General features: G+C 45.6%; 26 protein-coding genes and 1 other annotated feature. Of the genes, 16 read left to right on the forward strand and 10 right to left on the reverse strand.

Translation table 11 applies throughout. The annotated features are described in order from the left end of the window. Window positions 1-104: 104 nt before the first annotated feature. Window positions 105-1448 (forward strand): hemolysin family protein, encoded by a 1344-nt coding sequence (locus HPL003_RS13060; RefSeq protein WP_043922679.1) that lies wholly within the window; start codon window positions 105-107, stop codon window positions 1446-1448. Window positions 1449-1709: 261 nt separating this feature from the next. Next, on the forward strand, window positions 1710-2981 hold the full coding sequence (locus HPL003_RS13065; RefSeq protein WP_014280136.1) for a methyl-accepting chemotaxis protein: 1272 nt from the start codon (window positions 1710-1712) through the stop codon (window positions 2979-2981). 79 nt (window positions 2982-3060) lie between these two features. Here the strand turns inward: HPL003_RS13065 and HPL003_RS13070 are convergent, their stop codons facing one another. Beyond that, a complete protein-coding gene (locus tag HPL003_RS13070) occupies window positions 3061-3273 on the reverse strand; it encodes a hypothetical protein (protein ID WP_014280137.1) in 213 nt (70 codons plus the stop codon). Window positions 3274-3376: 103 nt separating this feature from the next. On the opposite strand from HPL003_RS13070, the gene HPL003_RS13075 reads away from it, so the two are divergent. Both HPL003_RS13075 and HPL003_RS30515 read left to right on the forward strand, forming a co-directional pair. Continuing rightward, window positions 3377-4189 (forward strand): YwaF family protein, encoded by an 813-nt coding sequence (locus HPL003_RS13075; protein ID WP_014280138.1) that lies wholly within the window; start codon window positions 3377-3379, stop codon window positions 4187-4189. A gap of 94 nt (window positions 4190-4283) precedes the next feature. After that, the gene (locus HPL003_RS30515; RefSeq protein WP_014280139.1) at window positions 4284-5717 is read left to right on the forward strand and encodes a hypothetical protein; all 1434 of its coding nucleotides are present in this window, start codon (window positions 4284-4286) and stop codon (window positions 5715-5717) included. 319 nt (window positions 5718-6036) lie between these two features. Here the strand turns inward: HPL003_RS30515 and HPL003_RS13085 are convergent, their stop codons facing one another. After that, a complete protein-coding gene (locus HPL003_RS13085; protein ID WP_014280140.1) occupies window positions 6037-6714 on the reverse strand; it encodes a peptidylprolyl isomerase in 678 nt (225 codons plus the stop codon). Between the two features lie 115 nt (window positions 6715-6829). Here HPL003_RS13085 and HPL003_RS29205 point away from each other — a divergent pair, with 115 nt between their 5' ends. Then, window positions 6830-7000 (forward strand): hypothetical protein, encoded by a 171-nt coding sequence (locus HPL003_RS29205; protein ID WP_167321405.1) that lies wholly within the window; start codon window positions 6830-6832, stop codon window positions 6998-7000. 44 nt (window positions 7001-7044) lie between these two features. On the opposite strand, the gene HPL003_RS13090 is transcribed toward HPL003_RS29205, so the two are convergent. Further along, complete coding sequence (locus tag HPL003_RS13090) at window positions 7045-7302, reverse strand: YqkE family protein (protein ID WP_014280142.1); 258 nt, start codon at window positions 7300-7302, stop codon at window positions 7045-7047. A gap of 131 nt (window positions 7303-7433) precedes the next feature. Here HPL003_RS13090 and HPL003_RS13095 point away from each other — a divergent pair, with 131 nt between their 5' ends. The 5 genes from HPL003_RS13095 (at window position 7434) to HPL003_RS13115 (ending at window position 12305) form a co-directional block, all read left to right on the forward strand. Continuing rightward, entirely contained in the window at window positions 7434-8666 is a 1233-nt protein-coding gene (locus tag HPL003_RS13095) for an MFS transporter (RefSeq protein WP_014280143.1), read from the forward strand. Window positions 8667-8897: 231 nt separating this feature from the next. Continuing rightward, on the forward strand, window positions 8898-10271 hold the full coding sequence (locus tag HPL003_RS13100; RefSeq protein ID WP_014280144.1) for a helix-turn-helix domain-containing protein: 1374 nt from the start codon (window positions 8898-8900) through the stop codon (window positions 10269-10271). Window positions 10272-10840: 569 nt separating this feature from the next. Further along, window positions 10841-11494 carry a DNA-binding protein gene (locus HPL003_RS30330; RefSeq protein ID WP_193372626.1) on the forward strand — a complete coding sequence of 218 codons (654 nt, stop codon included), beginning with the start codon at window positions 10841-10843 and terminating at the stop codon, window positions 11492-11494. A gap of 100 nt (window positions 11495-11594) precedes the next feature. Further along, a complete protein-coding gene (locus HPL003_RS30335) occupies window positions 11595-11993 on the forward strand; it encodes a hypothetical protein (protein WP_193372627.1) in 399 nt (132 codons plus the stop codon). Between the two features lie 132 nt (window positions 11994-12125). Beyond that, the gene (locus HPL003_RS13115; RefSeq protein ID WP_014280145.1) at window positions 12126-12305 is read left to right on the forward strand and encodes an aspartyl-phosphate phosphatase Spo0E family protein; all 180 of its coding nucleotides are present in this window, start codon (window positions 12126-12128) and stop codon (window positions 12303-12305) included. A 23-nt stretch (window positions 12306-12328) separates the two neighbouring features. On the opposite strand, the gene HPL003_RS13120 is transcribed toward HPL003_RS13115, so the two are convergent. After that, the gene (locus tag HPL003_RS13120) at window positions 12329-13231 is read right to left on the reverse strand and encodes a DMT family transporter (protein ID WP_014280146.1); all 903 of its coding nucleotides are present in this window, start codon (window positions 13229-13231) and stop codon (window positions 12329-12331) included. A 159-nt stretch (window positions 13232-13390) separates the two neighbouring features. On the opposite strand from HPL003_RS13120, the gene HPL003_RS13125 reads away from it, so the two are divergent. Then, a complete protein-coding gene (locus HPL003_RS13125) occupies window positions 13391-14236 on the forward strand; it encodes a TrmB family transcriptional regulator (protein ID WP_014280147.1) in 846 nt (281 codons plus the stop codon). 86 nt (window positions 14237-14322) lie between these two features. Here the strand turns inward: HPL003_RS13125 and HPL003_RS13130 are convergent, their stop codons facing one another. Both HPL003_RS13130 and HPL003_RS13135 read right to left on the reverse strand, forming a co-directional pair. After that, window positions 14323-15948: a DUF1593 domain-containing protein gene (locus HPL003_RS13130; protein ID WP_014280148.1), complete on the reverse strand. Its 1626-nt coding sequence runs from the start codon at window positions 15946-15948 to the stop codon at window positions 14323-14325. 214 nt (window positions 15949-16162) lie between these two features. Further along, window positions 16163-17248, reverse strand: coding sequence for a bifunctional 3-deoxy-7-phosphoheptulonate synthase/chorismate mutase (locus tag HPL003_RS13135; RefSeq protein WP_014280149.1), 1086 nt, complete (start codon window positions 17246-17248; stop codon window positions 16163-16165). Between the two features lie 87 nt (window positions 17249-17335). Further along, window positions 17336-17607, reverse strand: a binding site (T-box leader). A gap of 162 nt (window positions 17608-17769) precedes the next feature. On the opposite strand from HPL003_RS13135, the gene HPL003_RS13140 reads away from it, so the two are divergent. From HPL003_RS13140 to HPL003_RS13150, 3 genes are read left to right on the forward strand one after another with little or no spacing between them, the layout of a single operon-like run. After that, window positions 17770-18630: a carbon-nitrogen hydrolase family protein gene (locus HPL003_RS13140; protein ID WP_014280150.1), complete on the forward strand. Its 861-nt coding sequence runs from the start codon at window positions 17770-17772 to the stop codon at window positions 18628-18630. 16 nt (window positions 18631-18646) lie between these two features. Next, window positions 18647-19318, forward strand: coding sequence for a GNAT family N-acetyltransferase (locus tag HPL003_RS13145; protein ID WP_014280151.1), 672 nt, complete (start codon window positions 18647-18649; stop codon window positions 19316-19318). 36 nt (window positions 19319-19354) lie between these two features. Beyond that, window positions 19355-20026 (forward strand): hypothetical protein, encoded by a 672-nt coding sequence (locus HPL003_RS13150; RefSeq protein ID WP_014280152.1) that lies wholly within the window; start codon window positions 19355-19357, stop codon window positions 20024-20026. A gap of 98 nt (window positions 20027-20124) precedes the next feature. Here the strand turns inward: HPL003_RS13150 and HPL003_RS13155 are convergent, their stop codons facing one another. Then, the gene (locus HPL003_RS13155; RefSeq protein ID WP_014280153.1) at window positions 20125-20310 is read right to left on the reverse strand and encodes a hypothetical protein; all 186 of its coding nucleotides are present in this window, start codon (window positions 20308-20310) and stop codon (window positions 20125-20127) included. Between the two features lie 36 nt (window positions 20311-20346). Further along, on the reverse strand, window positions 20347-20607 hold the full coding sequence (locus HPL003_RS13160; RefSeq protein WP_014280154.1) for a hypothetical protein: 261 nt from the start codon (window positions 20605-20607) through the stop codon (window positions 20347-20349). 192 nt (window positions 20608-20799) lie between these two features. Here HPL003_RS13160 and HPL003_RS29210 point away from each other — a divergent pair, with 192 nt between their 5' ends. Together HPL003_RS29210 and HPL003_RS13165 are read left to right on the forward strand one after the other, a co-directional pair. Next, on the forward strand, window positions 20800-20952 hold the full coding sequence (locus HPL003_RS29210; protein WP_014280155.1) for a hypothetical protein: 153 nt from the start codon (window positions 20800-20802) through the stop codon (window positions 20950-20952). A 133-nt stretch (window positions 20953-21085) separates the two neighbouring features. Next, window positions 21086-22975, forward strand: a complete 1890-nt coding sequence (locus HPL003_RS13165) for a sensor histidine kinase (RefSeq protein WP_014280156.1) — start codon at window positions 21086-21088, stop codon at window positions 22973-22975. Window positions 22976-23072: 97 nt separating this feature from the next. On the opposite strand, the gene HPL003_RS13170 is transcribed toward HPL003_RS13165, so the two are convergent. Then, complete coding sequence (locus HPL003_RS13170; protein ID WP_014280157.1) at window positions 23073-23309, reverse strand: NHLP leader peptide family RiPP precursor; 237 nt, start codon at window positions 23307-23309, stop codon at window positions 23073-23075. Between the two features lie 75 nt (window positions 23310-23384). Next, the gene (locus HPL003_RS13175) at window positions 23385-24320 is read right to left on the reverse strand and encodes a class 1 isoprenoid biosynthesis enzyme (RefSeq protein ID WP_014280158.1); all 936 of its coding nucleotides are present in this window, start codon (window positions 24318-24320) and stop codon (window positions 23385-23387) included. Window positions 24321-24399: the final 79 nt, after the last annotated feature.

Below are 24399 nucleotides of genomic sequence, written 5' to 3' on the forward strand. Positions count from 1 at the left end.
GGGTAATACACGATTATGGACATAATGACTTATAGGATCTGTCCATCCAAAAATGAACGTCATAAGGGGGCTTCTTGCTTCATATGGCGAGGCAAGAGAGGGCTGTGGAAACTGTGAATATGATCCTGGTCATTTTATTGATTGTGTTAACTGCTTTTTTCGTCGCATCCGAGTATTCTATGATTCGCGTGCGGGTATCCCGTATCAATCAGCTTGCATCTGAAGGAAATAAAAATGCGAAAGCTGTCAAAAATATTTTGTCCCGGCTGGACGAGTATTTATCCGCTTGTCAGCTAGGGACCACGTTAACCTCGATGGCGTTAGGCTGGCTCGGGGAATCCACGGTTGAAAAGCTGCTGCACCCGCTGTTTGTGTTGGCACATATTCCGGCCGGACTCACGGGAGTATTATCCTTTTTGCTGGCTTTTCTGATTTTGACGTATTTCGAGGTGGTTATCGGGGAGCTGGTCCCCAAAACATTCGCTATACAAATTGCGGAGCCGATGGCTTTGTTTTTTGCCCGTCCCATTACGATCTTCTATAAAATGACGTATCCGCTGAACTGGGTGCTCAGCCGTTCCTCGCGTGTTATTACGGGACTTTTCGGGCTGAAAAAGGTTTCCGAGGAAGATGCGGCTCTCAGTGAGGCAGAGCTGCGTTTGGCATTATCCGAAGGATACCGCAGTGGTGAAATTACACCGACAGAATACCGCTATCTGAACAATGTATTTGATTTTGACGACCGTGCGGCGCAAGAGATTATGGTACCGCGTATCCATATCCGTTCCATTTCTCATCTGGCAACGGTAGCAGAGTTTATGGAGCTGATCGAGGAGAAGGTCTATAATTTTCTGCCTGTAGCCGAAAACGGGGATCGGGATCGTATCATCGGAATGATTCGCGTGAAGGAAGCGCTGCATGATTTGGCCCGAGGGCACAGCACAGGGAATACCACGATGGCTTCCTATATTCATCCAGTGCTTCAGGTGATTGAGACGATTCAGGCCCGGGACCTGCTGATTCAGATGCAAAAGCGGCGTATTCCCGTAGCGGTGCTGGTGGACGAATATGGCGGCACATCTGGATTGGTTACACTGGAGGATATTATGGAGGAGATTGTAGGCGACATTCCTTCCTATACCGATACCGAAACGCCTGCGGCGCTAACCCCTCTCATTACAAAAACAGATGATCATCGTTACATACTCAAATCGCAAGCGCTCATTCATGAAGTCAATCGGCGTTTGGAGACGGATATTGAGGCCAGAGACGTATATACGATTGGCGGCTGGATGCTTTCAGAGCATTTTGATATCCGACAGGGAGAGAGTATGACCATAGGCTCATGGGAGTTTACCGTACTGGAAAAAAACAGTCACCAAATAGACACAATTGAAGCGATCAAAAAAACAGCCGGTGAACAGGAAAATGACAATAATTCCGAATAATGGAATGGTTGAGTGCCTGAAAATCAATGGTTTAATATGTGACGAATAGCCTGTAAAGCAAGTAGCAGTGCGGCTCGTCCATTTTTTAAATACACGCTGATGGCTGTTACATGTTATTTTTGGCTGTTAAGGTGGAGGGCCTAAAGTCTCTCTATCTTTATGCTCATAAATAAGGTTGTCTGTGAAAAATACCACTAGAATTGTAGCAATTATATGGTAAAATGGAATCAAATTTGAGTTTTTTGGGGTGGGCTACATTACATGAAAATGTCACTAGGTACGAAGATGGTTGCTGCATTTGTCGCTATTTCTGCAATAACCTATGGAACAAGCGCTTTTTTTATTTTTGTACTCAAGGACTGGCTTGCTCAAGGTACACAGGAATGGCTGTATATCTCAATCATTCTGTTAATGGGCGTTCTGTGGAGTGGCATTTTGGGGTGGTTGATCTCCAAATTTCTCACACGTCCGATTGTCAGATTGGCAAAGGCGGCTGAGGAAGCCTCGGCGGGGAATCTGTCCGTTGTCATTCCTGATCGTCGTTCAGATGACGAAATCAAGGTGCTCTATGATGCATTCCGGAGTATGATGCTAAACATCAAGGATATGTTTAACGAGATATCGTATAGCTCAAGAGCGACTTCACAAAATGCGGAAAACCTTAGTTCGGCTATTGTACAGGCTACGACACAGATTGAGTCCATGTCTTCGGTAGTGGAGGATATTTTGGAAGGTGTAGAGCAGCAAAAGCATGCGTCTGCCCAATCTATTGAAACAGCGGATCGAATGTTGGGCGATTTTAAAATGATGCGCAGCAAATCAGGACATATGCTGGAACTGTCAGGCCACATGGAGCATTCGGTTGATTCGACGCAGACGGTCTTTTCATCCCTGATGGAGGGAATGGGAGAGCTGACTGCTTCGCATAGCCGTTCGCAGCAGGCCATTGCACGACTGGAAAAGGAAGCTTCACAAATTGAAGCGATTACAAGCACCGTCAAGGATATCGCGGAACAAACTCATTTGCTGGCGCTGAACGCCTCCATTGAAGCCGCACGTGCCGGAGAAGAGGGTAACGGGTTTGCCGTAGTTGCTCACCAGATTCGCGCATTGGCTTCACAAAGCACGGAATCGGTGCAGCAAATCAATGCCATCGTTAGCCGTGTGCAGTCGCAAATTGTGGAAACGGTACAACTAATGCACCAGCAAACATCACTGGTCAGCGCTGAGGCGGAACGGACAAGCTCGGTGGATCAGACATTGAGTCGTTTGAACTCGATTGTGTGTGAATTTGTTGAAGGTATTCGTTTAATGGAAGAAGCTGTGACGGAGCAGACGAATCGGGTAGATCAAACCTTCGAGCAGATCCATCGTATTCAGCAAATGTCAGGGGCCTTCTCGGAAGGTGCACATAAGATTTATACGGCCGCTCATGAGGAAACAGCTATTATGCAGGAAATTTCGTCTTCTTCCGAGGACTTGAAAGTGCTTACGAACAAGCTCATGATGAAAACACGTGGAATGCAACTGTAGAACGTAACGTGTCAGGACAAGCAAATGTAACTGCTATACACCGGAAAACGAAGCAAGATGGTTCCCCGGTGTGTAGCGGTTATTTTTTAATTTCAAAAAACTCACATTGCTTTCTGGGATGGTAGGCCAGATCACTGACACTGGATTGCACGACTATAGTTTGATCGTCAAAACGGATAATGACTCCGCCCGAACCAATCAACTGGTCATCCTGAAATATGCGGACACGAAGATGACGTTCCAACGCCTCGGTGAAGTCCTGATCTGTGATCAAACGGCGACTAATGGGCATGAGGGGTCTCCTTTGAATATGATATCTTTTATCATAACACATTTGTTTTTTTGGTATAAAATAGGATGCAGGGAAAGAGGAAAAGGATAGAGGGGGGCTTTTGATGAACAAGCCGTGGTCATGGTCCTGGTTCGATGCTGCTGTACCGGAAGAATTCGAGGCTTTTACCCCGTCACATGGGCTGGCTGTACTAGGGCTTATTTTATGCGCTTTACTGCTTTGGCTGACTCGGGGCCTGATTCAGTCGCATAAGCCGTTAAGTGAGGGGATTCGCTGGCTCCTGGTTACCATACTTATTCTGTCAGAGGTGACTCTGAATATATGGTATGTGACGCAGCACATTTGGGATGCTCAGACGTCATTGCCGCTGGAGCTGTGCAGTGTGACGCTGCTGCTGTCGATTCTGATGCTGATTTTCCGTAGCCGCTGGCTCTATCCGATCATACTTTTTGCCGGAATTGGAGGAGCGCTTCAAGCGGTACTCACGCCTAATTTGGCATACGCTTTTCCACACTATCGTTTTATTCATTTTTTTGTGGCTCATAGTGCCATTATATTGGCAGCCTTGTACATGACATGGATCGAAGGGCTAAAACCGACATGGAAGGGCGTTGGGGGAGCAATGCTTTTCCTCAATGGCTTGGCGCTGATCGTCTGGCCTGTAGATGATGTGCTCGGAGCAAACTATATGTTTCTTGCCGGAAAGCCGTCAACACCGTCGATATTGGATGTTTTGGGGCCGTATCCGCTGTATATTCTGGCAGAAGAGGTCATTGCGCTCTTATTCTTTTCTCTTATGATGTTGTTGTTTGAGGTGCTGCCTGGAGGCAGGCTGTATGCCCGCTTTCGCAAAGGAGCTGTGCACAGCGCTGAACGTCTGGGGGAAGATCATAGCACGGAGAAAACACTTCGCTGAGAGGCTACATTTCACGGAATTTGCGAACTATGGTAACATAGGCGAACCTACAGGAGCATATAGCGAAGAAGACGGGTAACGGGAGTGGATTCAATTGAGCTATAACGGTAAGGACGGGACACAACCAACAGAATCTATAGCCCTGACCGGAAAAATAAAACCGTGGGCGCTGAGCGGCCCCAGTATTCAAATCGATCCGTTGTTTCCCTATTACGCCAACCGTTCGCGGGACAGTATAGCCGATGAAATCGCCCTTGCAGGCTACCGGAGCGTTCATTATTTTGTTGTGCGTGAAAATGAAGTGGATGGAGCGCTCGTTGCAGCCTTTCAACGCAGGGGAATCGCGGTATGGGCGATGGTGCTTGGCAATGGCTCCTTCGGTGTGTCACAGCTGCCGCCAGAGTGGAAAGGATGGCGCATGGAACTGCTGCGCGAACCGAATGATGGGTTTCAGCGGCTTTCGCATTTTGCACAGGAGTATGTGGAGTGGAAAAAGAAAGCCGCAGCCCGGCTGGTCACCGACATTCCGTTCGACGGGTTCGAGGTGGCGGAGTCGTATTTTCCCGAATGGAACGGGCTGCGCAGTGGAGTGTATGGGGATATCGGGCCGCATGCCCGGCGGGCCTTCCGCGAGCGCAGTGGCGAGGACATTCCGGATTTCCGCGACAAGCATGCGCGGAATTACTACCGGAAGGTCCCGGAGCTGTACGCGCAGTGGGTCGATCTGCGCGTGGACGCCGTGAACGCGCTGATCGGCGAGCTGGTGAACGGCGCAGGTGGCGTGCGTGATGTCCGGCCGGACATCTGCGTGGCGACGTGGTCGCTGGCCGTGAACGGACGCGGCGATGTGCCCGGCCAGCTACGGGAATGGCAGGGTCTGGACGCGGTAGCGATGATCGGGTGCGTAGCCCCGGATATGCACGTACTCCAGACCCATTGGCCGGACTGGATGCGCCGCCGCCTGCCGCCGCATTATATTGGCGGCTACGCCCGCATAGCGCAGGCGGTACGCGCCGCTAATCCGAGCCTGCCCCTCGGGGTGCAGGCGGATATCGGTTCACTCGCGTGTATGGTTCGGGACCGCGAGTGGATCCGGCAGTTCGGGGCTGCCGCTCTGGAGGGCGGTTATGACGCCTGGACCGCCTATGAATACCACCTGGGCGGCTATATGTACGATGAACCGCCCATCCCGCTCTGTGCGAAAAGGCCGACCGCAGATGAAGTGGTCGTTTCTTTCAGCAAGCGGATTGCCGCGCCGTCTGTGAATGAGCTGCGTATCTGGAGCCGGGAGAGCTCGGCTGGTGCAACGGGTGATCTGGTCCGCACAGGCAGGAACGATTCACTAATGCCATTAGAGCTTGTGGACGCAACGGCAGACGGTAACCGTCTACTGCTACGCATACGTAATTTGCCGCCGAGGGCGTTAAGCCTGAGACTTGAAGGGGTGCAGGATACACCGGAGCTATGGCTGCTCAAGGGAAGGAAGGCGCATTACAACCTGCCGGAGCGTGAAGTGCAAGTTCCTTAAAATTTGGGTAATAACAAGGAACAACTGTATAAAATATAGTGGAGTGAAAAGAGTATGTGGGATTGGGATTGCCGTGGGTGCCGGTATGTACGGGCTTAAGCTGATACAGTATCTCTTTCAGTGCTTCTTTTGTCGAACGCTGACAGGTCCTTATCGGTGAAAAAGCTTTAAAAATAATGATTGAAAACGCTTCCTCATGTGTATATACTCTTACTACATCACAGAGGCAGCAGCCAAGTAAATATTCTGTAGAACACGATAAACATCTCTGTAGAACATGTAAAACGACCCCATGCATACGCACAGGGCCGATATAGTCTTACTTCACTTTGACTGGAGCCGGATATTTCTTACCCAACGTGTCCACGGTTACTTTTTTCATCGTAGCTGGTTTGATGGGTTTATCATTGCTGTCACGCTTGGAGTTCACGATGGCATCTACCACGTCCAATCCAGACGTTACTTTGCCGAAAGCAGCGTATTGACCGTCAAGGTAATCCGCATCGGCAACCATGATGAAAAATTGCGATCCGGCTGAATCCAGATCCGCTGAGCGGGCCATGGATAGTACGCCGCGCGTGTGCTTGAGCGTATTGTTGACACCGTTGCTCTTGAACTCGCCTTTGATGCTGTAGCCGGGGCCGCCTGTACCGTTACCCTGCGGGTCACCGCCCTGAATCATGAAGCCGGGGATGACACGATGGAAGATCGTACCGTTGTAAGCGCCCTTTTGCACCAGGGAAATGAAATTGTTAACGGTGTTCGGTGCTACTTCCGGGTATAGCTCAAGTTTAATCTTTTTACCGTCGTTCATGACAATCGTGACGATAGGATGAGAAACAGGTTTACTCTTGTCTTTAGTCGCGGCAGGGGTTGTACTGCTTGTCCGGCTTGCGGCTTCTACATCTGTCGCTTTTGTGCCACATCCGGCAACCAGCACGAGCATGGTAGCCAGCAGGCAAAGCATATACCAGGGACGTATCTTTTTTCGGATCATTTGTATTCCTCCTGAAAGATTAGATGTGTAAATCCTAAATTATAGTTTGGGGCAGCGCAGAGCACTTTTCCGTTTTCTATCATACCTTTTTTTGTTGGGATTGGGAATTACGGGTTTGAATACCGTATTCTTGACCCATACTGCTGCTATTCCCAAGGAAAGGGGCAGGATCATGGTGGAGGTAGACAAAAAGCTGGCTAAAGGTCTCATATGGGGGATGGCGCTCAGTCTGCCGGTTTGGGTAGGGGTGCTGTACTCGGTACAACACATCCGTGACTGGCTATAATATAATCAAGCGTGGAGATAGGCCAAAACCGGGGTGGTTTTGGCTTATTTATATTTGTGCCAGTCCAAATTGCTGTTATTCAACAGATGCTCGAAGTTGTTGTCCAACTTCTTCTGCTCTGCTTTTCTTGCTTCGAGGGCACGCTGCCGTTCGTCTTCCTTACGTTTATCCTGCTCTGCCTGGGCTTCATTGGCCTGAGCCTTGAGCTTATTCAGTACGTCCTGACTCAACAAATCCTTTAACGTTGCAGGTTTGTCCTGAGCCGCAGGAGCGGGGGAAGACGAATTTCTTTTTTTAGCCATGTCATCAACTCCATTCCATTCAATTATATCAGCTTCTGCATGGTTGTTCCACGGCTGAAGGGTGAGGTTTGCTGTGGACTTTTCTAATTTAGATGTTAATAATGGAATGAGAAGAAGGGACGTGTAGCATCATGCATCTTTATTGGAAGCGTAACCTGGTCGTTTTGTGGATCGGTGTATTTTTTTGCAGCATGGCCTATTCCGTTTCCATTCCGTTTTTACCTATTTTTCTGAATACGGAAATGGGTGTGACCGATCATCTGGAGCTGTGGGCGGGGATCGCCTTCGGGGTTACCTTTTTAGCTAGTGCTCTGATTGCTCCGTTTTGGGGCTCGCTCGCAGATAAGTACGGACGGAAGCCGATGCTGATTCGCTCAGGCTTTAGTCTGGCGGTGTTGTATTTGGTATGTGCCTTTGTAACTGATCCGTATGTGTTCGTAGGGGTACGGCTGTTTCAGGGCCTGCTCTCCGGGTTTATTCCTGCTGCCATCGCATTGGTCGGAACGGGTTCGCCTGAGGATAAAACGGGTTATGCACTCGGCATTATGGCAACCTCCGGGGCGACGGGCAGTATCATAGGTCCGTTGATTGGCGGAGTGGTAAGCCATTATTATGGCAATCGAAATGCCTTTTTGTTCTCTGCGGGGCTTGTGCTGGTCTCTGCGCTAATTGCGACCTTTGCCGCTAGAGAGGATAACTTCAAGGGAACCAGTACCCGCTCGCATGTTCGTGACGATATCAAGGAGGCTATTGCTAATCGGCCGTTGTACTTTTTGCTCATACTGGCAGGATTAAGTACCTTTTCCGTCATGATCCTGGAGCCGCTAATTACGGTGTATGTTCTGGAAATGGGAATTGACCGTAGTCGAGCGTCTTTAAGCTCCGGAATTGTATTCTCGGCTGTAGGTATTGCGGCTGTGCTGATGGCTCCCCGCTGGGGACGGATTGGTGGCAGGATTGGATTTGCACAAGTACTGTTGATCGGGCTGATTGGTTCAGGTATCGGGAATATCCTGCAATTTTTTGTATCGAATTTTATCGGCTTTGGTGCGCTTCGGTTCGGCTATGGATTGTTTTATGCGTCTGTCATTCCAGCTATCAATGCGATGACTGTGGAGGTTACCAAACCGGAGTTTCGCGGACGAGCCTTTAGCTTGAATCAGTCAGCGACACAACTGGCGATGATGGCGGGGCCGCTAATTGGCGGCTTGCTTGGTAGCTGGATACCGATCCGCTGGATCTTTGTGTTGAACGGTGGAATGTTGCTGGTGGCGGCATTGCTGTTATGGGCGAAGGGAAGAGAGATTTTCCATGCCTCTGCCCAAAATAACGCAACGGATCGGGATGTTCATCCTGCCGGATAGGTGGAGTATAGATAACTGTTCGATGTGCATTAACAAAGGGCCCGTGGAGCTTGACCTCCATGAGCCTTTTTCAATAGTTTAGTTTGCAAAGTAACTCTATTGAAGGTATATGAAAGCATTCCAGAAGATGGTATGATTACTTGCGGAAAACTATACTATTATTTATTTGTCATAGTTTTCATTCATATTGGTCGATATCCTAAAAAGTTAACTTTAAAGGGGTGGTTTATTTTGTCCAATACAACCACGATACTCGCAGAGATGATGAAGTACATGAATGAAAATGGTTTGAACATTAGCGATTTAGCCAGAGAATCCAAGATGAATCCCGGCACGGTGAGTAGTATCGTCAATGGAAACCGTAAGTTTTCAGTCTATCAGTTGGATCGAATAACAGAAGTGATGGGACACCCTGTCGGCTATTATTACGAGCGGTATATAGACGAATATTTGGCAGATTCCAACCCGAACTGGCGTAGAATGAGTCCTTTTTTGTATAATTGCGCAAAATTGAGCAAGCTGGACTGTATTCAGCAAGTTGTGGATATGTTATTGGATAAGTTGGGATATTCCGATCCCTTATTTGAACTTGCCGAGGAATTTTTCAAGGACGGTATGAATGAAGCGGCAGCTATACTTTATGAGAATGTGGCCCTAACTGAGAAAAAGCAGTATTCCGAACGTTTGGCTATTTGTCAGTATCGTCTGTTCGTAACGAGGCAAGGCGATGACCAAGAGAAAAATTATGAGGCTGCTGTTCAGTTTGAGACTTACGTCGATCGGCTTGATGAAATTGATCAGCTAGATGCGTTAAAAGATTTAGTGAATACATATCGCTCATTGCGTAAGTGGGACAAAGTAAACAAATTCGCTAAAATTTTGGGGAATTTAGCTGAAATCCAATATAAGCTGGAAAGCCAGCAGCAAAATGCACAGAAAGAGAATACAAAAAAGCCGTTTTACCCTCTATTTGTATACTGGGGAGTTTCATATTTACTTCGTGCAGAAGTTTGTGACGCAAGAAAGGACTATGAGCAGGCACTCCTACATATTAACACTTACGCTGATGTAAGTTGGGTAAAGGAAACGGATGAAACGACCCTGAAGTGGAAGAATCGGTTTAAGGAGTGGTCGGAGGTCAATACGTATGTAAACAGGCTTATGTCAGGCGATGTAAGCGTACTCTCCGATTATGTAGCTTATTTTTCTACAAAGGAAGAAGAAGTTCTCCCCGCATTAGATAACATCATTGAGGCGGCAAATCGTTATAACATGAATGTAGATGATCTGCTCAAGCGATTTGAAGTGCAGATTCTATCTCTTCTGGAGCAACAAAATGGGGTGGGCGTGTACAATCAACAATTCATTTCAGAACGCTTTACTCATTTTTCAAGTGAATTGTCCATTTACTATTTGCGTAAAGGTATGTTTTTGAATGGTTTTACATTTTTGTTAAGTTGTTTGGAAAAATCTACTGTGATTAATAATAAAGCTTATATAATCAAATGTATGAGACTGTTTGAGTCTTTTAGAGAAAATGCATCCTCTGAGGCAAAGGCAGCTTATCGAAATTTGATTAACGAGGTGGACGAAGATGAAGAATAAAATGGTTTTAACCTTATTGGTGACTAGCTTTGCGTTATTGATGGTAGTAATTACTCCTTACCTATATCAAGGGAAGGGATCTACTTTCGAACCCACAGGACATCATGGAGGATTTTGATTATTCTCGGTATTAAAAATGCTCCATTCCAAGACCTGCTCTTTCAGTAGGTCTTGGAATGTTTTGCATCGCTCTATTTGCTGTTAGGTAACTTTTATTTCGCTACAATCTAGTGCCATAATACGAGTGAAAAGAATATCTCCGAAATGAGAACAGTGGATTATACTTAGTGAATCTATTGAAAGTTATATATATCGATACCAAAAGTTGGCATAATTATTTCTAGTTCTATTATTTGATTGTAATGGTCCTCATTCAAATTAACTAAATCCTAAATAGTTAACTTTAAAGGGGTGGTTTATTTTGTCTAATACAACCACAATACTTGCAGAGATGAATAAGCACATGAAGGAAAATAGTTTAAATATTACCGAGCTGGCTAGAATATCAGGAATGAATCCAGGTACTGTGAGCAGTTTGGTATGGAAATCGTACGTTTTCGGTCGACCAATTGGATCGAATTACAGAAGCGATGGGGCACCCCGTTGGTTATTTCTATGAAAGATACATTGAGGAGTATTTAACCGATTCCACCCCTAATTGGCGCAGAATGAGTCCATTTTTATATAATTGTGCTAAATTGAACAAGCTGGACTGCATTCGGCAGGTTGTGGATATGTTATTGGATAAGCTAGGATATTCCGAGCCTCTATTTGAACTTGCCGAGGAATTATTTAATGAAGGCATGAATGAGGCGGCAGCCATACTTTACGAAAATGTGGCTTTAACTGAGAAAAAACAGCATTCGGAACGTTTGGCCATTTGCCAATATCGTTTGTTCAAGACACGGCAAGGAGGCGATCAGCAGAGAAATTATGAAGCTGCTGTCCAATTTGAATCTTACGTTGATAGACTTGATGAAATTGACCAGCTAGATGCTTTAAAAGATTTAGTGAATACATATCGCTCATTGCATAAGTGGGACAAAGTAAACAAATTCGCTGAAGTTTTAGGAAATTTGGCTGAGATCCAATATAATCTGAACCGACGCCAGAGGCAAAATGGAAAGAAAAAAACGAAAGAAGCCGAGCTTTCCTCCATTTGCTTACTGGGCGTATTCACATTTACTTCGTGGAGAGGCTTGGGAGGAAAAAAAAGATTATAAGCAGGCACTTCAGAATATCAATACTTACGCGAATTTAAGTTGGGTAGAGGAAACGGATGAAACGACCTTGAAGTGAAAAAGTCAGTATGAAGAGTGGGCAGTGGTAAATACTTACGTTAATAAACTTATGTCAGGCGATGCAAGTGTACTCCCAGATTATGTTGCTTATTTTTCTTCAAAGAAAGAAGAAATTCTTCCCGCAATAGATAATATCATTGACGCGGCTAATCGATATCATTTGAATGTAGATGATATACTCAAGCGGTTTGAGGTGGAGATTTTATCCGTTTTGGAGCAAAAACAAAGTGCAGGTGTATATACTGAACGATTTATATCAGAGCGTTTTACTCATTTTACAACAGAATTGGCGATCTACTATTTGCGTAGAGGGACGTTTTCAGATGGTTTTAAATTTTTGCTAAGCTGTTTGGAAAAGTCCAATCCAATTCATAATAGAGCATATTTAATCCGGAAATTTTTTGACCCTTATAGTAATTAGCTTTAGCCTTGTAGACCCGCTTTCGTAGCAGGTCTTTTTTTGTTTGATTATAGATAATTATCCCAAACCTTTACTTTTAGTAAACTTATTCATAACCCTCTAAACTAAGGATACAACAAGGAGGGTTATGTAATGGTTAGGGACGACATTTTGCGTCAACGGTTGGAGAAAGCTCGACAAAAGCTTTATGCATTGCAAGCAAAACATGGTTTCAGTCACGCCAGCGTGCTCAGACAATCTATGATTCTGGACAAGCTCATTAATCAATATAACCACCATTTTTATATGAAAGAAAAAAAGCCGACTGCCTAAATGCAACCGACTCATTCATCCTGTTATTTGCTGCTCGATTGCTGTGCACTTAGTAGGACGCCTATAATAACGACCAAACCGCCAATGATTTGTCTCCATGAAATGGTTTCTTGCAACAATAGAACTGAGAATAATACTCCAAATATCGGCACTAAATTCATTAAGGAAACGGAGCTGCTCGGTGACAGCTTTATGAGACCGTAATTATAAAGCAAAAATGCAATAACTGAGCAGAACACGCCCAGATATATTAACAACATAAACGAAATGGATGTTGGAGCTTGCCAGCTATCTTTTTCAATGAGTGCCAGAGGTATAAAGAAGATGCTGCCTGCCACAGTTTGATAAAAAGATAAAGTCACGGGCGGGTATTTGTCCACAACCTTGCGTGTCATGAAAGTATAGAATGCCCACGCAAAACCAGTTCCAATCAATATTAGATTTCCGATCAGTTCATTCTTTCCATCCGAACTTCCGCCCACCGAAGTCAAAAAATATACCCCGATCATAGCCAGTGCAATCCCGTAGATTTTAAATTTGGACATTTTCACTTTATATATAATGAGTTCAAGCAACGATGTGATCGCAGGATAGGAGGCGACAATCAATGCTGCGTTGGAAGCTGTAGTCAGGCTTACTCCTATATTCTCCATCGAAAAATAAAGAGTGATTCCCAACACACCGCTAAATGCAATCATAGCTAAATCCTTTGGCTTAATTTTGACAAATTCCTTTCTTATAAGCAAAACAATACCCAACACGGCGGAGGCTATCATAAATCTGGATAGTCCCAACGTAAGAGGGGGGAACGTAGTATACGCCGCTTTTGTGGCAATAAACGATGTGCTCCAAATCAGCAGGGCCAGAATCGTAGCACTGTAATAGATACGGTTGCTGTTGCTGTGGATAGCTATGACTTTGTTCAAGTGAAATCCTCCCTGACATGATCTCATATCAAATGAAATATGAGTAGTTACTTGAGTAGCTACCTTAGTAACTACTCATAAAAAGATAGTGCGTATATCAGTTTTTGTCAAGGGGAAGTGATATAGTAAGGTTGAACATGAATTTGAGGAGAATGCGTCATGAAGCCAAATGTGTTAGAAATTCTGCGGGATCTGAATTTTACGGAATATGAAGCTAAAGCTTATGTAACCTTGTTGGAAAGCTCTCCACTTTCGGGATACGCCGTGTCATTGAATTCCGGAGTGCCAAGATCCAAAATTTATGAGGTATTATCAGGGATGGTTAATCGTGGGGACATTATGGTAAGTCAAGATAATACACCGCTATATGTGCCACTTCCTCCCCATGAATTGATTGCCCAGAGAAAACGCAAAGCAGAGCAGATTTTCAATGTAGCGCAAGAGACTTTGGAGCAGTATACGGCATCGTCCCAAAACAGAGAGAATATTTGGAATATATCGGGTTATGAAGCCATTATTAGTCGCATAAGTGAAGGGATTAAGGGAGCCAAGCACCGTATCCTAATGGAAATTTGGAAAGAGGATGCCGAGGTGTTCAGAGCTGCTTTAGAGCAAGTCGCCCAGGAAGGAGTTGAGATTTTCATTGTAGCGTATGGAGATCTTAACTTTGAATTCGCCACCATTTACCACCATGATATGAGTGAAGAGATTACGTCCGAAATTGGTGGGCGGTGGATTGTACTCAGCGTAGATGACCGGGAGGTTGTGGCTGGTATACTTTCACTCGGGGATGATAGCCGTGCTGCATGGACGATGCATCCGGGGCTTGTGATGCCGATTACTGAAGTGATTATTCATGATGTTTATATTATGGAAATCATGTATGAGTTTCGTGAAGAGTTGGAAGCCAAATTCGGCCCTAATCTTATCCATCTTCGCAATAAATTCGCGATGGGTCCGAATGGCAAGGGATATTATGTCCCTTTACCTGAAAAGAAGGCTTAGACGAGTATGCGATGGTCCAAAATGCATAAATAAAAGGCCCATGGAGTGTTAATTCCGTGAGCCTTTTTTATTGGACGTTCTGTCCGTTATTTTACAGTTACAATCACACGTTGGTAATGTTTTAGCTGATGCTTTCCATTGTCTTGTACTTCTGCGATAATATGAATCGTATTTCCAGACTTGGCATCTGTAGGAACTGTAAAGCTTACCGTATTTGTATCGTTGCCTTGCAAGTCAATCGTATTTAGTTTCTCACCCTTGGCAACTTCTCTATGAAGTCCAAGCTGCATGTTACCCAGCATTTCAGGCTTCACTTCAGCGGGTTTTACTTTAGAATCTTCATACGTATCGGCTTCAAAATATCTCCACCATTTATAGGTTAATTGATCGCCGTCCGGATCTGATCCTTCTGCATGCAGTGTTATTTTCTCCCCGGGACTAGCTGTTACATCTAATCCTTCTTTTATGCTTAAAGTTGGATTATGATTGGCATCTTTATAGTCGGATGCAATAGCCCAGTCTGCACGAGCTGCAAAGTCATTTTGAATATCATCAAACCATCTCATCAGAGAATATTCCGCTTCAAATTTTTTCGTATAAACATCATAGTCTAACACGGTATTTCTGAATAATTTATCGTTAACAACACCGAAACGACCTCCCCAGCCACCATAGGTTGGGTTTTCCATACTCCGCAGACCGTTATCAATCAGATAGAAGAATGATGGAGAGTCTCCTTCAGAGATAAAATCATATTTATCATATTGTGGATTTTTCTTTAAATAAGCCTCACTGCCTCTTTGTTCTTCAGCCAATTCACCTGGAATCATCTTGCCATCGCCCATCAAAGCATACATATCGAGCAATTCGCCGTGACCATTTTGGATATTCTTGAAATTCCAATCCCCGTGTAACTTGCTGTTTACTTCTTCCGTGTGCATTTTCCAAGCGTATGCAAAATGCCAGAAGTTAGATTGATCATTGATAATTCTGATTTCCGGCCAATTTTTTGCGATGTACTTATTGTAGCTGTCATCCTGATCCAAAATGATATAAAGAACGAGCTTATCGCTCACCTTTTTTTGGATATCAGCCCATTGGGCTGTATTTTTGTATTCGTCCTCAATGGATTTTAAAGCTCTGGCTGTCGTATTTGTGCCACCCCAGGTTTGTACATATAAATCTCTTTTGTCATCATCCAGGAAGAGATTTTTAAGGAAGTTAGATCCTTCTGTTTCTTTGTCCATCTCACCTTTGTATGAAATATTGCCTATCTTGGTAACGCTTTTAATATATTCAGGCTTTGGATATCCTTCGGCCTGCTTCGTTAGATTAGGGTAAATCTCCCCATAAGCATTGATCATATCCGTTACCCACTCAGTTCCAGTCCATCTGAATGGTTTTATGCCTGCTTTTTCATCACCTGCATAATGGTACACGGAACTGGTCAGTACGATACCGGACAAGTCCATTTCATTGGAGTAGAGGAGGAAGCGAATAACCGAATTCATATCATCGACTTCTCCATCGGTCGTAATGACTGTTCTAGCCTTCGTCGCTTTAGCTTCTACTTTATTGTCCACTTGTTCTTTTGCTGGAGCAGCTTTTTCATCCTTTGCAGCAGCAGGAGCTTTTCCGGCGCTGCAACCACTGATGATCAAAATACATATCATACCTAATAGAAAAACGTTTAACCCTTTTCTTTCTCTCATTTTCTTTTCCCCTTCCTGAACGTTAGCATGATGTTCTTTAGGATTAAGACTGTATATACATTGATGGTTTTATATCTAATTTTAGGTATAAAAAAAACCTAAATACATTATGCTTCAAAAAGAAATTGAGCATACATGTATCTAGGTTTTGCCTGCATTATCAGTCACAATCCTGATTAGATGTTACATCATAATCCGAAAAAATGAAAGCGATTTATTTCACTTTGAACAAACCCGATTCTTTTACTTCGGACAGGAAGTTGTGGAATTCAGGAATATTCAGTTGTTGCTGGGCATCAGACAAAGCGACTGCCGGGTTCGGATGGACTTCCACCATGATACCGTCAGCTCCAGCAGCAAGTGCGGCCTTGGCACAAGGGGCCAGGATGTCCTTACGACCTGTGGAGTGGGTTACGTCAACCAAAACAGGCAGATGGCTTTCCTTTTTCAAAATCGGCACGGCGGAAATGTCCAGCGTGTTGCGAGTCCATTTCTCATACGTACGAATACCGCGTTCGATCAGCATTACTTGCGTATTGCCACGGGAAACGATGTATTCCGCAGCGTGAAGGAATTCTTCCATTGTAGCTGCAAGTCCGCGTTTGAGCAGGATCGGAGTTCTTGTTTCGCCGGCAGCTTTGAGCAGCTCGAAGTTATGCATGTTACGTGCACCAATTTGAATGATGTCAATGTATTGGATCGCTTCTTCCAAATGTCTTGGGTCGACGATCTCACTGATTGTAGCCAGTCCCAGCTCATCGCCTACGCGTTTGAGAATTTGCAGACCCTCAACGCCCAGTCCCTGGAAATCATACGGAGACGTACGCGGCTTGAACGCGCCACCACGAAGAATCGGAACGCCCGCTTCTTTCAGAGCTTCCCCGACTTCACGGGTTTGCTGGTAGCTTTCCACCGAGCAGGGACCTGCAACCATAACGGAGGCTTTGCCACCAACGAGTGTGTCCTTAACCTTGATGACCGTGCTATCCGGCTGATTTTTGCGGCTGACGATCAGATGCTTTTTGTGTTCTTCTTTTTGGTAGTTCAGCGAAGCCTTGAAAATATTCTTGAACAGCTGGCGGATCGTAGCGTCGTCGAACGGTCCTCGGTTCGCGGCGATCAGCTTGTCGAGCATTTGTTGCTCGCGCACCGGATCAAAATCAGGCACCCCTTGAGCTTCTTTTAATTTACCAAGTTGTCCTGCCAGTTCAGCGCGTTGGGACAGCAGTTCCAGTAATTGCAGGTTGGTAGCATCGAGCTGTTCCCGCAACAGCTCCAAAGAATTTTCATTTGTCGACATACAATAACATCCTTTCACGAATAAAAATTGTTTTTTCTGTCAATCCATAGACCTTTTTTTAGAAAATAACACAAAAAGGCACTCGCCGTAAGGGACGAATGCCGTGGTACCACCCTAATTACAGAAGTATACATACAAGTCGTCAACGTCATTCCAGCCGACAGTAGCAACTTCTGAGCTTGATGCCCGTAACGGGGGCCTCCGGAAACCTCTAATGCAGATAAGAAATGAATCTTATGCTGGTTCAAGGCTCGACTCGGGAGTGAATTTCAACGCGGGATTTCGGTACGCTCTCAGCAATTCGTACCTTTCTGTGGAAATCCGAGTAGACGTTTACTTGTCTCCGTCCATGTCTTTGTTCATGTGATTCAAAAGAGTTGACCTTATTTTAAACAAAGTAGGTGCAGAAGGCAAGACCTGTTTGTCAGGTTCGGTTCTCGCCCGGTTTTGAATCGGGTATAATGTGAACAGCAACGGGAATCCCCTTGCCATCTAAAAGACGTTATGTACAAGGAGGAATTATGAGCAAAATCAGAGTATCGGCGGTTCAATACCATCTGCATACGATTGATTCGTTCGAAGAATTTGCCCTTCAATCGGAGCATTATATCAAAACAGCCGAGGAATTTGGTGCGGAATTTGTTCTGTTTCCCGAGTTTTTTACGACCCAGCTCATGTCGATTGGTGACAGTCAAGGCAAGGCCCTGACCATTAACGACCTGCCGGATTTTACAGATCGCTATCTTGAATTATTCACTTCATTCGCCCGCCGGACCGGGATGCATATTATCGGCGGTACCCATGTGGTGCAACGAAACGGACGTTTATATAATACGGCGCACTTGTTTTATCCGGACGGACGTGTAGTCACTCAGGACAAAATTCACATCACACCCACTGAGGTGCATGAATGGAATATGGCTCCCGGCGAGGGGCTAAATGTGTTTGAGACATCCAAGGGTAAAATAGCGATGCTGACTTGCTATGATATTGAATTTCCCGAAATCGTACGCATGGCGAAGGCAAAGGGAGCAGATATCATCTTCTGTCCATCCTGTACGGATGATCGCCATGGTTTTTACCGGGTACGGTATACAAGCCACGCCAGAGCGGTTGAAAATCAGGTGTATGTCGTTTTGACAGGTACGGTAGGAGCTTTGCCTACGGTTGATTTTATGCGGGCCAACTATGGACAGGCGGCAGTCATTACACCGAATGATATTCCATTTCCGCCACGCGGCATTATGGTAGAAGGTGAGTTAAACAACGATATGATTGTCACCGCGGATCTTGATTTGCAACTGTTGTATGATGTGCGCGAGCGCGGATCAGTGACCACATGGCGTGACCGCCGTACGGATTTGTACACAGACTGGAGCTAACGAAGGGAAGGGCGTCATGTATCGCAAAGAATGGTTTGTCTTTGACGGAGATCGTCCGCTGCGGGCGGTCATCCGTAATTATTCCATAGCCGATTATGAGGGGCTACTGCGTATTCAGCAGGAGAGCTTTCCGCCGCCCTATCCGCAGGAGCTGTTGTGGAGCCGGGAGCAGATTGCCAGTCAGGTTGAGCATTTTGCAGATGGAGCGTTGTGCGTGGAAATTGAGGGGGAACTGGCGGGTTCGGTGACCAGTCTGTTGATGTATTATAATCCCGAACATCCCCGGCATACATGGGAGGAAGTCGCAGACGACGGTTACATCCGTACCCACCGTGAGGATGGTAACGCGCTGTATGTGATTGACTTGGCCGTTCGCCCCGCTTATCGTAGACTGGGGCTGGGCAAGTGGTTGATTTTTTCCTTATACCATCTTGTCATTGAACGTGGACTGGATCGTTTGTTAGGCGCGGGACGCATGCCTGGGTATCAGCATCATGCCGACCTGTTAAGCGCAGAAGCGTATGTAGATGCTGTGGTTTCCGGCGAGCTCAAGGACCCGGTGTTAACGTTCCTGCTTCGTTGCGGGCGGGTGCCTGTTTGTATCATGCCTGATTATTTGGATGATGAACAATCGCGTAATTATGCGGCCTTGATGGAATGGCGCAATCCGTTTCATACCGACCACTAAATCACTACATCACTAAATTAAAAGGAGCATGCCCATATGGAATATCATCGCATTATCCATATAGAAGACCCGCTATTTGCGAGCATGCATCAGTTAATGCAGGAGGTATTCCCACCGGAGGAAGTGCTGGAGTATAGTCTGTGGAAAGAACCTTTGGAAGACCCGGGCATCCGTGTCTTTGTCGCCGTACAGGACCAAAAGGTGGTCGGTGCAACCGAATATCGCTACTACGAGGATTTTAATGTAGCCATGACGGACTTTACGATCATTGGACAGCCGGGACTCGGTATTGGCCGTTTCCTTTGGAAGCATCGTCAGGCTGATTTGCATACGCTTGCTCAGGCCAGCGGACAGCGGTTGCAGGGGATGTTTGCGGAAATTTATGATCCTTATCGTGGCAATGATCATGCCTTTGGCGGCGTCAAGCCGATGGACCCGTACGTACGGCGTGAGGTACTGTCTCATCTAGGCTACAAACGATTGGATCTGGACTATGTACATCCATCCTGGAATAACGATGGCGTCGCTGTAGAAGGGCTGAATTTGGGCTTTATGCCCGAGGATGACAGCGTGAACGAGGTGAGCGCAGCGCTAGTGTCTGCCTTTCTGCGTCGCTACTACACGGTGTTACCGAATAAGCCTGTGGCATGGAATGAAATGGTCGAGGGATTGGAAGCCCATTCAACGATAGCGCTGCTGCCTTTGTAAAAATACGAATAGAAAAAGGGTGCTCCAAGCCAGCCATTCATTCATCATCTGTCTGGCTTGCGGAGACACCCTTTTTACCTTCCATATGTGTTCCCTGATCATGCTTGGTCCTTGGGTACGGGCTTTGCCGATGCGACGCCTCGCGGAATGTCTTCGACAAGATGTTGTTCGGTATTATCTGTATTTGACTTGTCCGCAGACCTGCGGTCATCCTCTTCCACAGGATTCAAGGCTTTGTAACGTTTATACGCCATATCCGCCTGAGACATAGGATCTTTATACATAACGGACTTCAACTCCTTTCGGTTATATATACTTCATTACCCTTTGGAAAGGCTCGGTAACCGTTCGTCATCGTCATTCCCATCGGCACCATTCAGTAAATCCGTGCCATGTAGAAATTCCGCTGGTGCAGAAGGGTCAATAGGGCTGTCCGGGGATAAATCATCGGCATCGGGAACGTTTTCCAGTGGAGTATCCGGTCCTTCGGTGAGGTTTTCCCAATTCGTTTCTGCATTTTGCAGGGAAGGATCAAAATCGTTGTCATGAAGCTCATCATTTTTATGATCTCGGTTTGCCATCGTACTCCAGCTCCTTTGTTAGTTTATTGCTTATTCCGACCTTACCCAAACGGCAGAACGATTAAACCTTGAGTTAGTGTGTCTGTACGAGGTTAAAATCATGCGAAATTGGGATGTTGCCATTCCCATTTAACGTTTTTTTCCGTAACTGCTGTGATATGATAAAGAGGACATGGAGGGATAGGAATTGGAATGGTAGAAATACGCGATTATTTATTTTCGGATAATTGGACGATATATGAGGATGAAGAGTGCGAACCATGGATTGGCCTCAGAGAACAGATGGGGCCACGTGAACAGGAAATGATCATCAATCAATATGAATATTTGACAAAAAATGATTAAAAAGAACATGATACCCTTCTTATGAAGAAGGTATGAACATCATCGTATAGAATAATATTATTCCAGGACGTTGAAAAATGATAAAACACATACAATTTTGTAAATCCTACTATGTAACTTTGAGGTGCTTAACATGAGGCTTGTGCCCAAAGCTGTCGCCGCCCTGCTGGCGGTCATTGTAATACTGTTGTCGATAGACCTACCCGCCTATGCAGCCAAAACGACCCCTGAAATGCAATATCGGATACCCTCCTGGGATATGAGATGGGGAGTGGTAGGGGAGGATGGATCACTTGATGAGGTGCGGGACCCAAGCAAAGAGTGGATGCATATTAGTGATGATTCACAGTTGCCCAAGCAGCCCGCGAATACCGGCTCTGCCTGGATTCGTATTCGGCTGCCATCGCTGATTGATGAAACGCCGGCGGTGCTTTTTGAAAATATTTATGGCAGACATATTACGCTGTATAAGGACGGCATCAATTTTTACGAGTCCTATCGCGGGTACAATTATGAAAATAATCGTATTCTGATCCCGCTTAAACCGGAAGACAGCGGTAAAACATTATACATATGGACGGAAAGCAGCAAGAACAGACTGGGCATTATTGGAAATGTGATGACTGGTGATTATCGTGAGTTGCTGGGGACCTTGGTCAGAATGGATGTTCTGGATATCGTACTGGGCAGTACCTTTATATTTATAGCTCTGGTGCTGCTGATCTGCTCATTTTTTCTGTTCCGTCCAAGCATGGCAATGTGGCTGTCCCTAAGCGCAATTGTGCTGTCTATTGGTCTGATGATCGTGACGTATTCGCCCTTCCTGTATACGTTCTATCGCAGCTACGGCAAGTTCTATTTACAGCTTTTTGATGTAGGGTTGTTTATTCTGCTGCCCTCGTTAGCTTACTTTTTTGAACAAAATATCAATTCGATCCTACTCATCCGCAAGTTTCGAAAATTGCTAACCGCATACTCCTTGTTCTGCTTTACGATGATGATTGTGAATTTAGGGGCACAGGAGCGGTTAAACGATGTATATTATTTTTTCAGTGTAACCATCCTGTGTATTTTACTCGTGGCACTCCTTGTATTGCTGGTATTTGCTTCGATTCGCATGGCGCTTAAGGGAGATTACGAAGCGATCATTTTATCGATAGGCTTTGCTTTTTTCGCAGTCATTTCCATCGGTGAACTGACCTGGTTCTTTTTCAGGGACGGACACTACAATATGTTTTTGTGGAAATGGGGCGTGTTCGGCTTTGTGCTGGCGCTGATTGCGATTTTGGGCAGAAGGCTGGCAGAAAAGCATAAGCAGGTGGTTCGGTATTCCAGAGAGCTAGAGATGTTCAATAATGAGCTTCAGCGTTCGGAGAAAATGGAGATTATTAGTGATCTGGCTGCATCTGTAGCTCATGAGGTACGTAATCCGCTTCAGGTTACCCGTGGATTTCTCCAGTTGATGAGCAAGCAGGAGGATGGAAAAAATAAAGACTATCTGCATATTGCGCTGGAAGAGCTGGATCGTGCTTCCGGGATTATCACCGATTTTCTGACATTTGCCAAACCTGAATTTGAGCATACCAAAACGTTGTCCATCGTAGATGAATTTAAGCATATTGAAGGAATCATCAGTCCGATGGCTAATTTGCAAGGCGGCAAAATTTCTTTGGATATTCCCCAGGAAATCAAAGTTCGCGGGAATTCCTCCAAGTTCAAGCAGGCGTTCATCAACATTATTAAAAACAGCATTGAAGCGTTGCGAGATCAGGGGCATATTCATATATGGGCTTATGTGGAGAACGGAGAAGCTGTTATTCATATTCGGGATAATGGCGAAGGAATGGATGCGCAGACCTTATCCAGACTGGGTGAGCCTTACTTTTCCAATAAGACCAAAGGCACAGGTTTGGGTATGATGGTGACCTTTCGGATTATTGAAACGATGAACGGCAAGATATCTTTTACAAGTGCAAAAGGAGTGGGAACAGAAGCAACCATCCGCTTCCCCGTAGCCGGATAGTATCCGGCTTTTTGTGCTAGGGAAAACAGAAGGAAGCTTGCTGAGCCCACCCGCATGGTGTTTAAGGATATAAAACCAGTAAACTACAAAAAGAAATTTACCACATGGAGCGTGGTTTCTGAGATGAAGCGAGTACACCTGAAGGATCTGGAGGGATGACCAGATAAAATTGATCGGGTGTTTCCTCTAATGTTTTGATTTGGATATGATCGGGGATAACGACTCCTAACACATCACGGATTGCAGACTTGGGATCTGTCATCAGTTTTTCTCTAAAACTGGCATCCTCCCACGCTTTTTGAATGACTTGTGTTTGAAGAACTTCAGTAGCCATCAAAAATCACCCTCTCATTCAATTGGTTATATTTACCTAGTCAGTATACCACGAAAGTCTCGTAAAAATCTAGCATTATTTCATATTTTTGGAGAGCCAAAAATCTAGTCCGCCTCTTCGCAAATGCGAACGTCCGGCTTCAATTTCTGCCGCCTCTTCACCCAGTTCTTCTGAGATAGAACGTGTGAACATACGCAGGCCAGGGATGTCAGGCTCCAGATTTTCCAACTGCTGGACTGCTAGATCAGCAATGCTCACGTAACTGGCAAGCGCCCCGCGTACATAAATCGCCTCTCGAATCTGCTCCGGTCTCAGTCCTTCCCGATAAGCTGTCTTCTGCTCGGCGCTGATATGGGACAAAAGGCAGTTGTAGCTATTTTCCTCCAAGTCCTCCGCCCAGTCGGCCCAGTCATCCGACATTTGAAGTACAACCAACGCTGTATCCGTCATGTCTGTAATGGCTTGGATCAGATCGGCCCGCCCTGCGAGCAGCAAAGCACCCGTGCCAGCCATTTTTAACGGACTGGCTTTCAGCGCCACCTGATGTCGTTCCCCCTGAAAAAAGTCCTTTGTTCCCTCAGATGTCACACTAACGGCCCATTCACCGATATACGTTCGGGCATACGTCCAAAAAGGAGAGGATGCGAGAAAAAGGTCCCGGTATACGTCCAAACATTCGGTATAGAACAATTGGCTTAAGGCGAGTTGCGTTTTGCGGTTGTCTGCTGCTGTATCCATCACATCGTCCTGAATCAAATAATGAGCCATGACGAACACGTTGCCGAGTGACAGCTTACGGCAAATTTCGGGAGCCAGCCCGGTGAGCTCCTGCAGCCAGAACGGAAGCAAATAGCATATGTAGTTACGCGTGCTGTCTTCCCTTAACGGATTAAAACGGGCCAGATAGTCCAAGCCCTGACTCTGAAATGGAGCAGGAAACGCGGCTGTCCGTTCTTCCGCTTGACGGAAAACAATTTCCAATTCATCTTTGTATGCAAAATACCATTCCATCGCTATCACCTGCATCTCTTATAGATAATTTTATAGCGATATCTAGTTGTTACCCGCCATTATAAAACAGATTGCAATT

This window comes from Paenibacillus terrae HPL-003 (assembly GCF_000235585.1).
GTDB classification, from domain to species: domain Bacteria; phylum Bacillota; class Bacilli; order Paenibacillales; family Paenibacillaceae; genus Paenibacillus; species Paenibacillus terrae_B.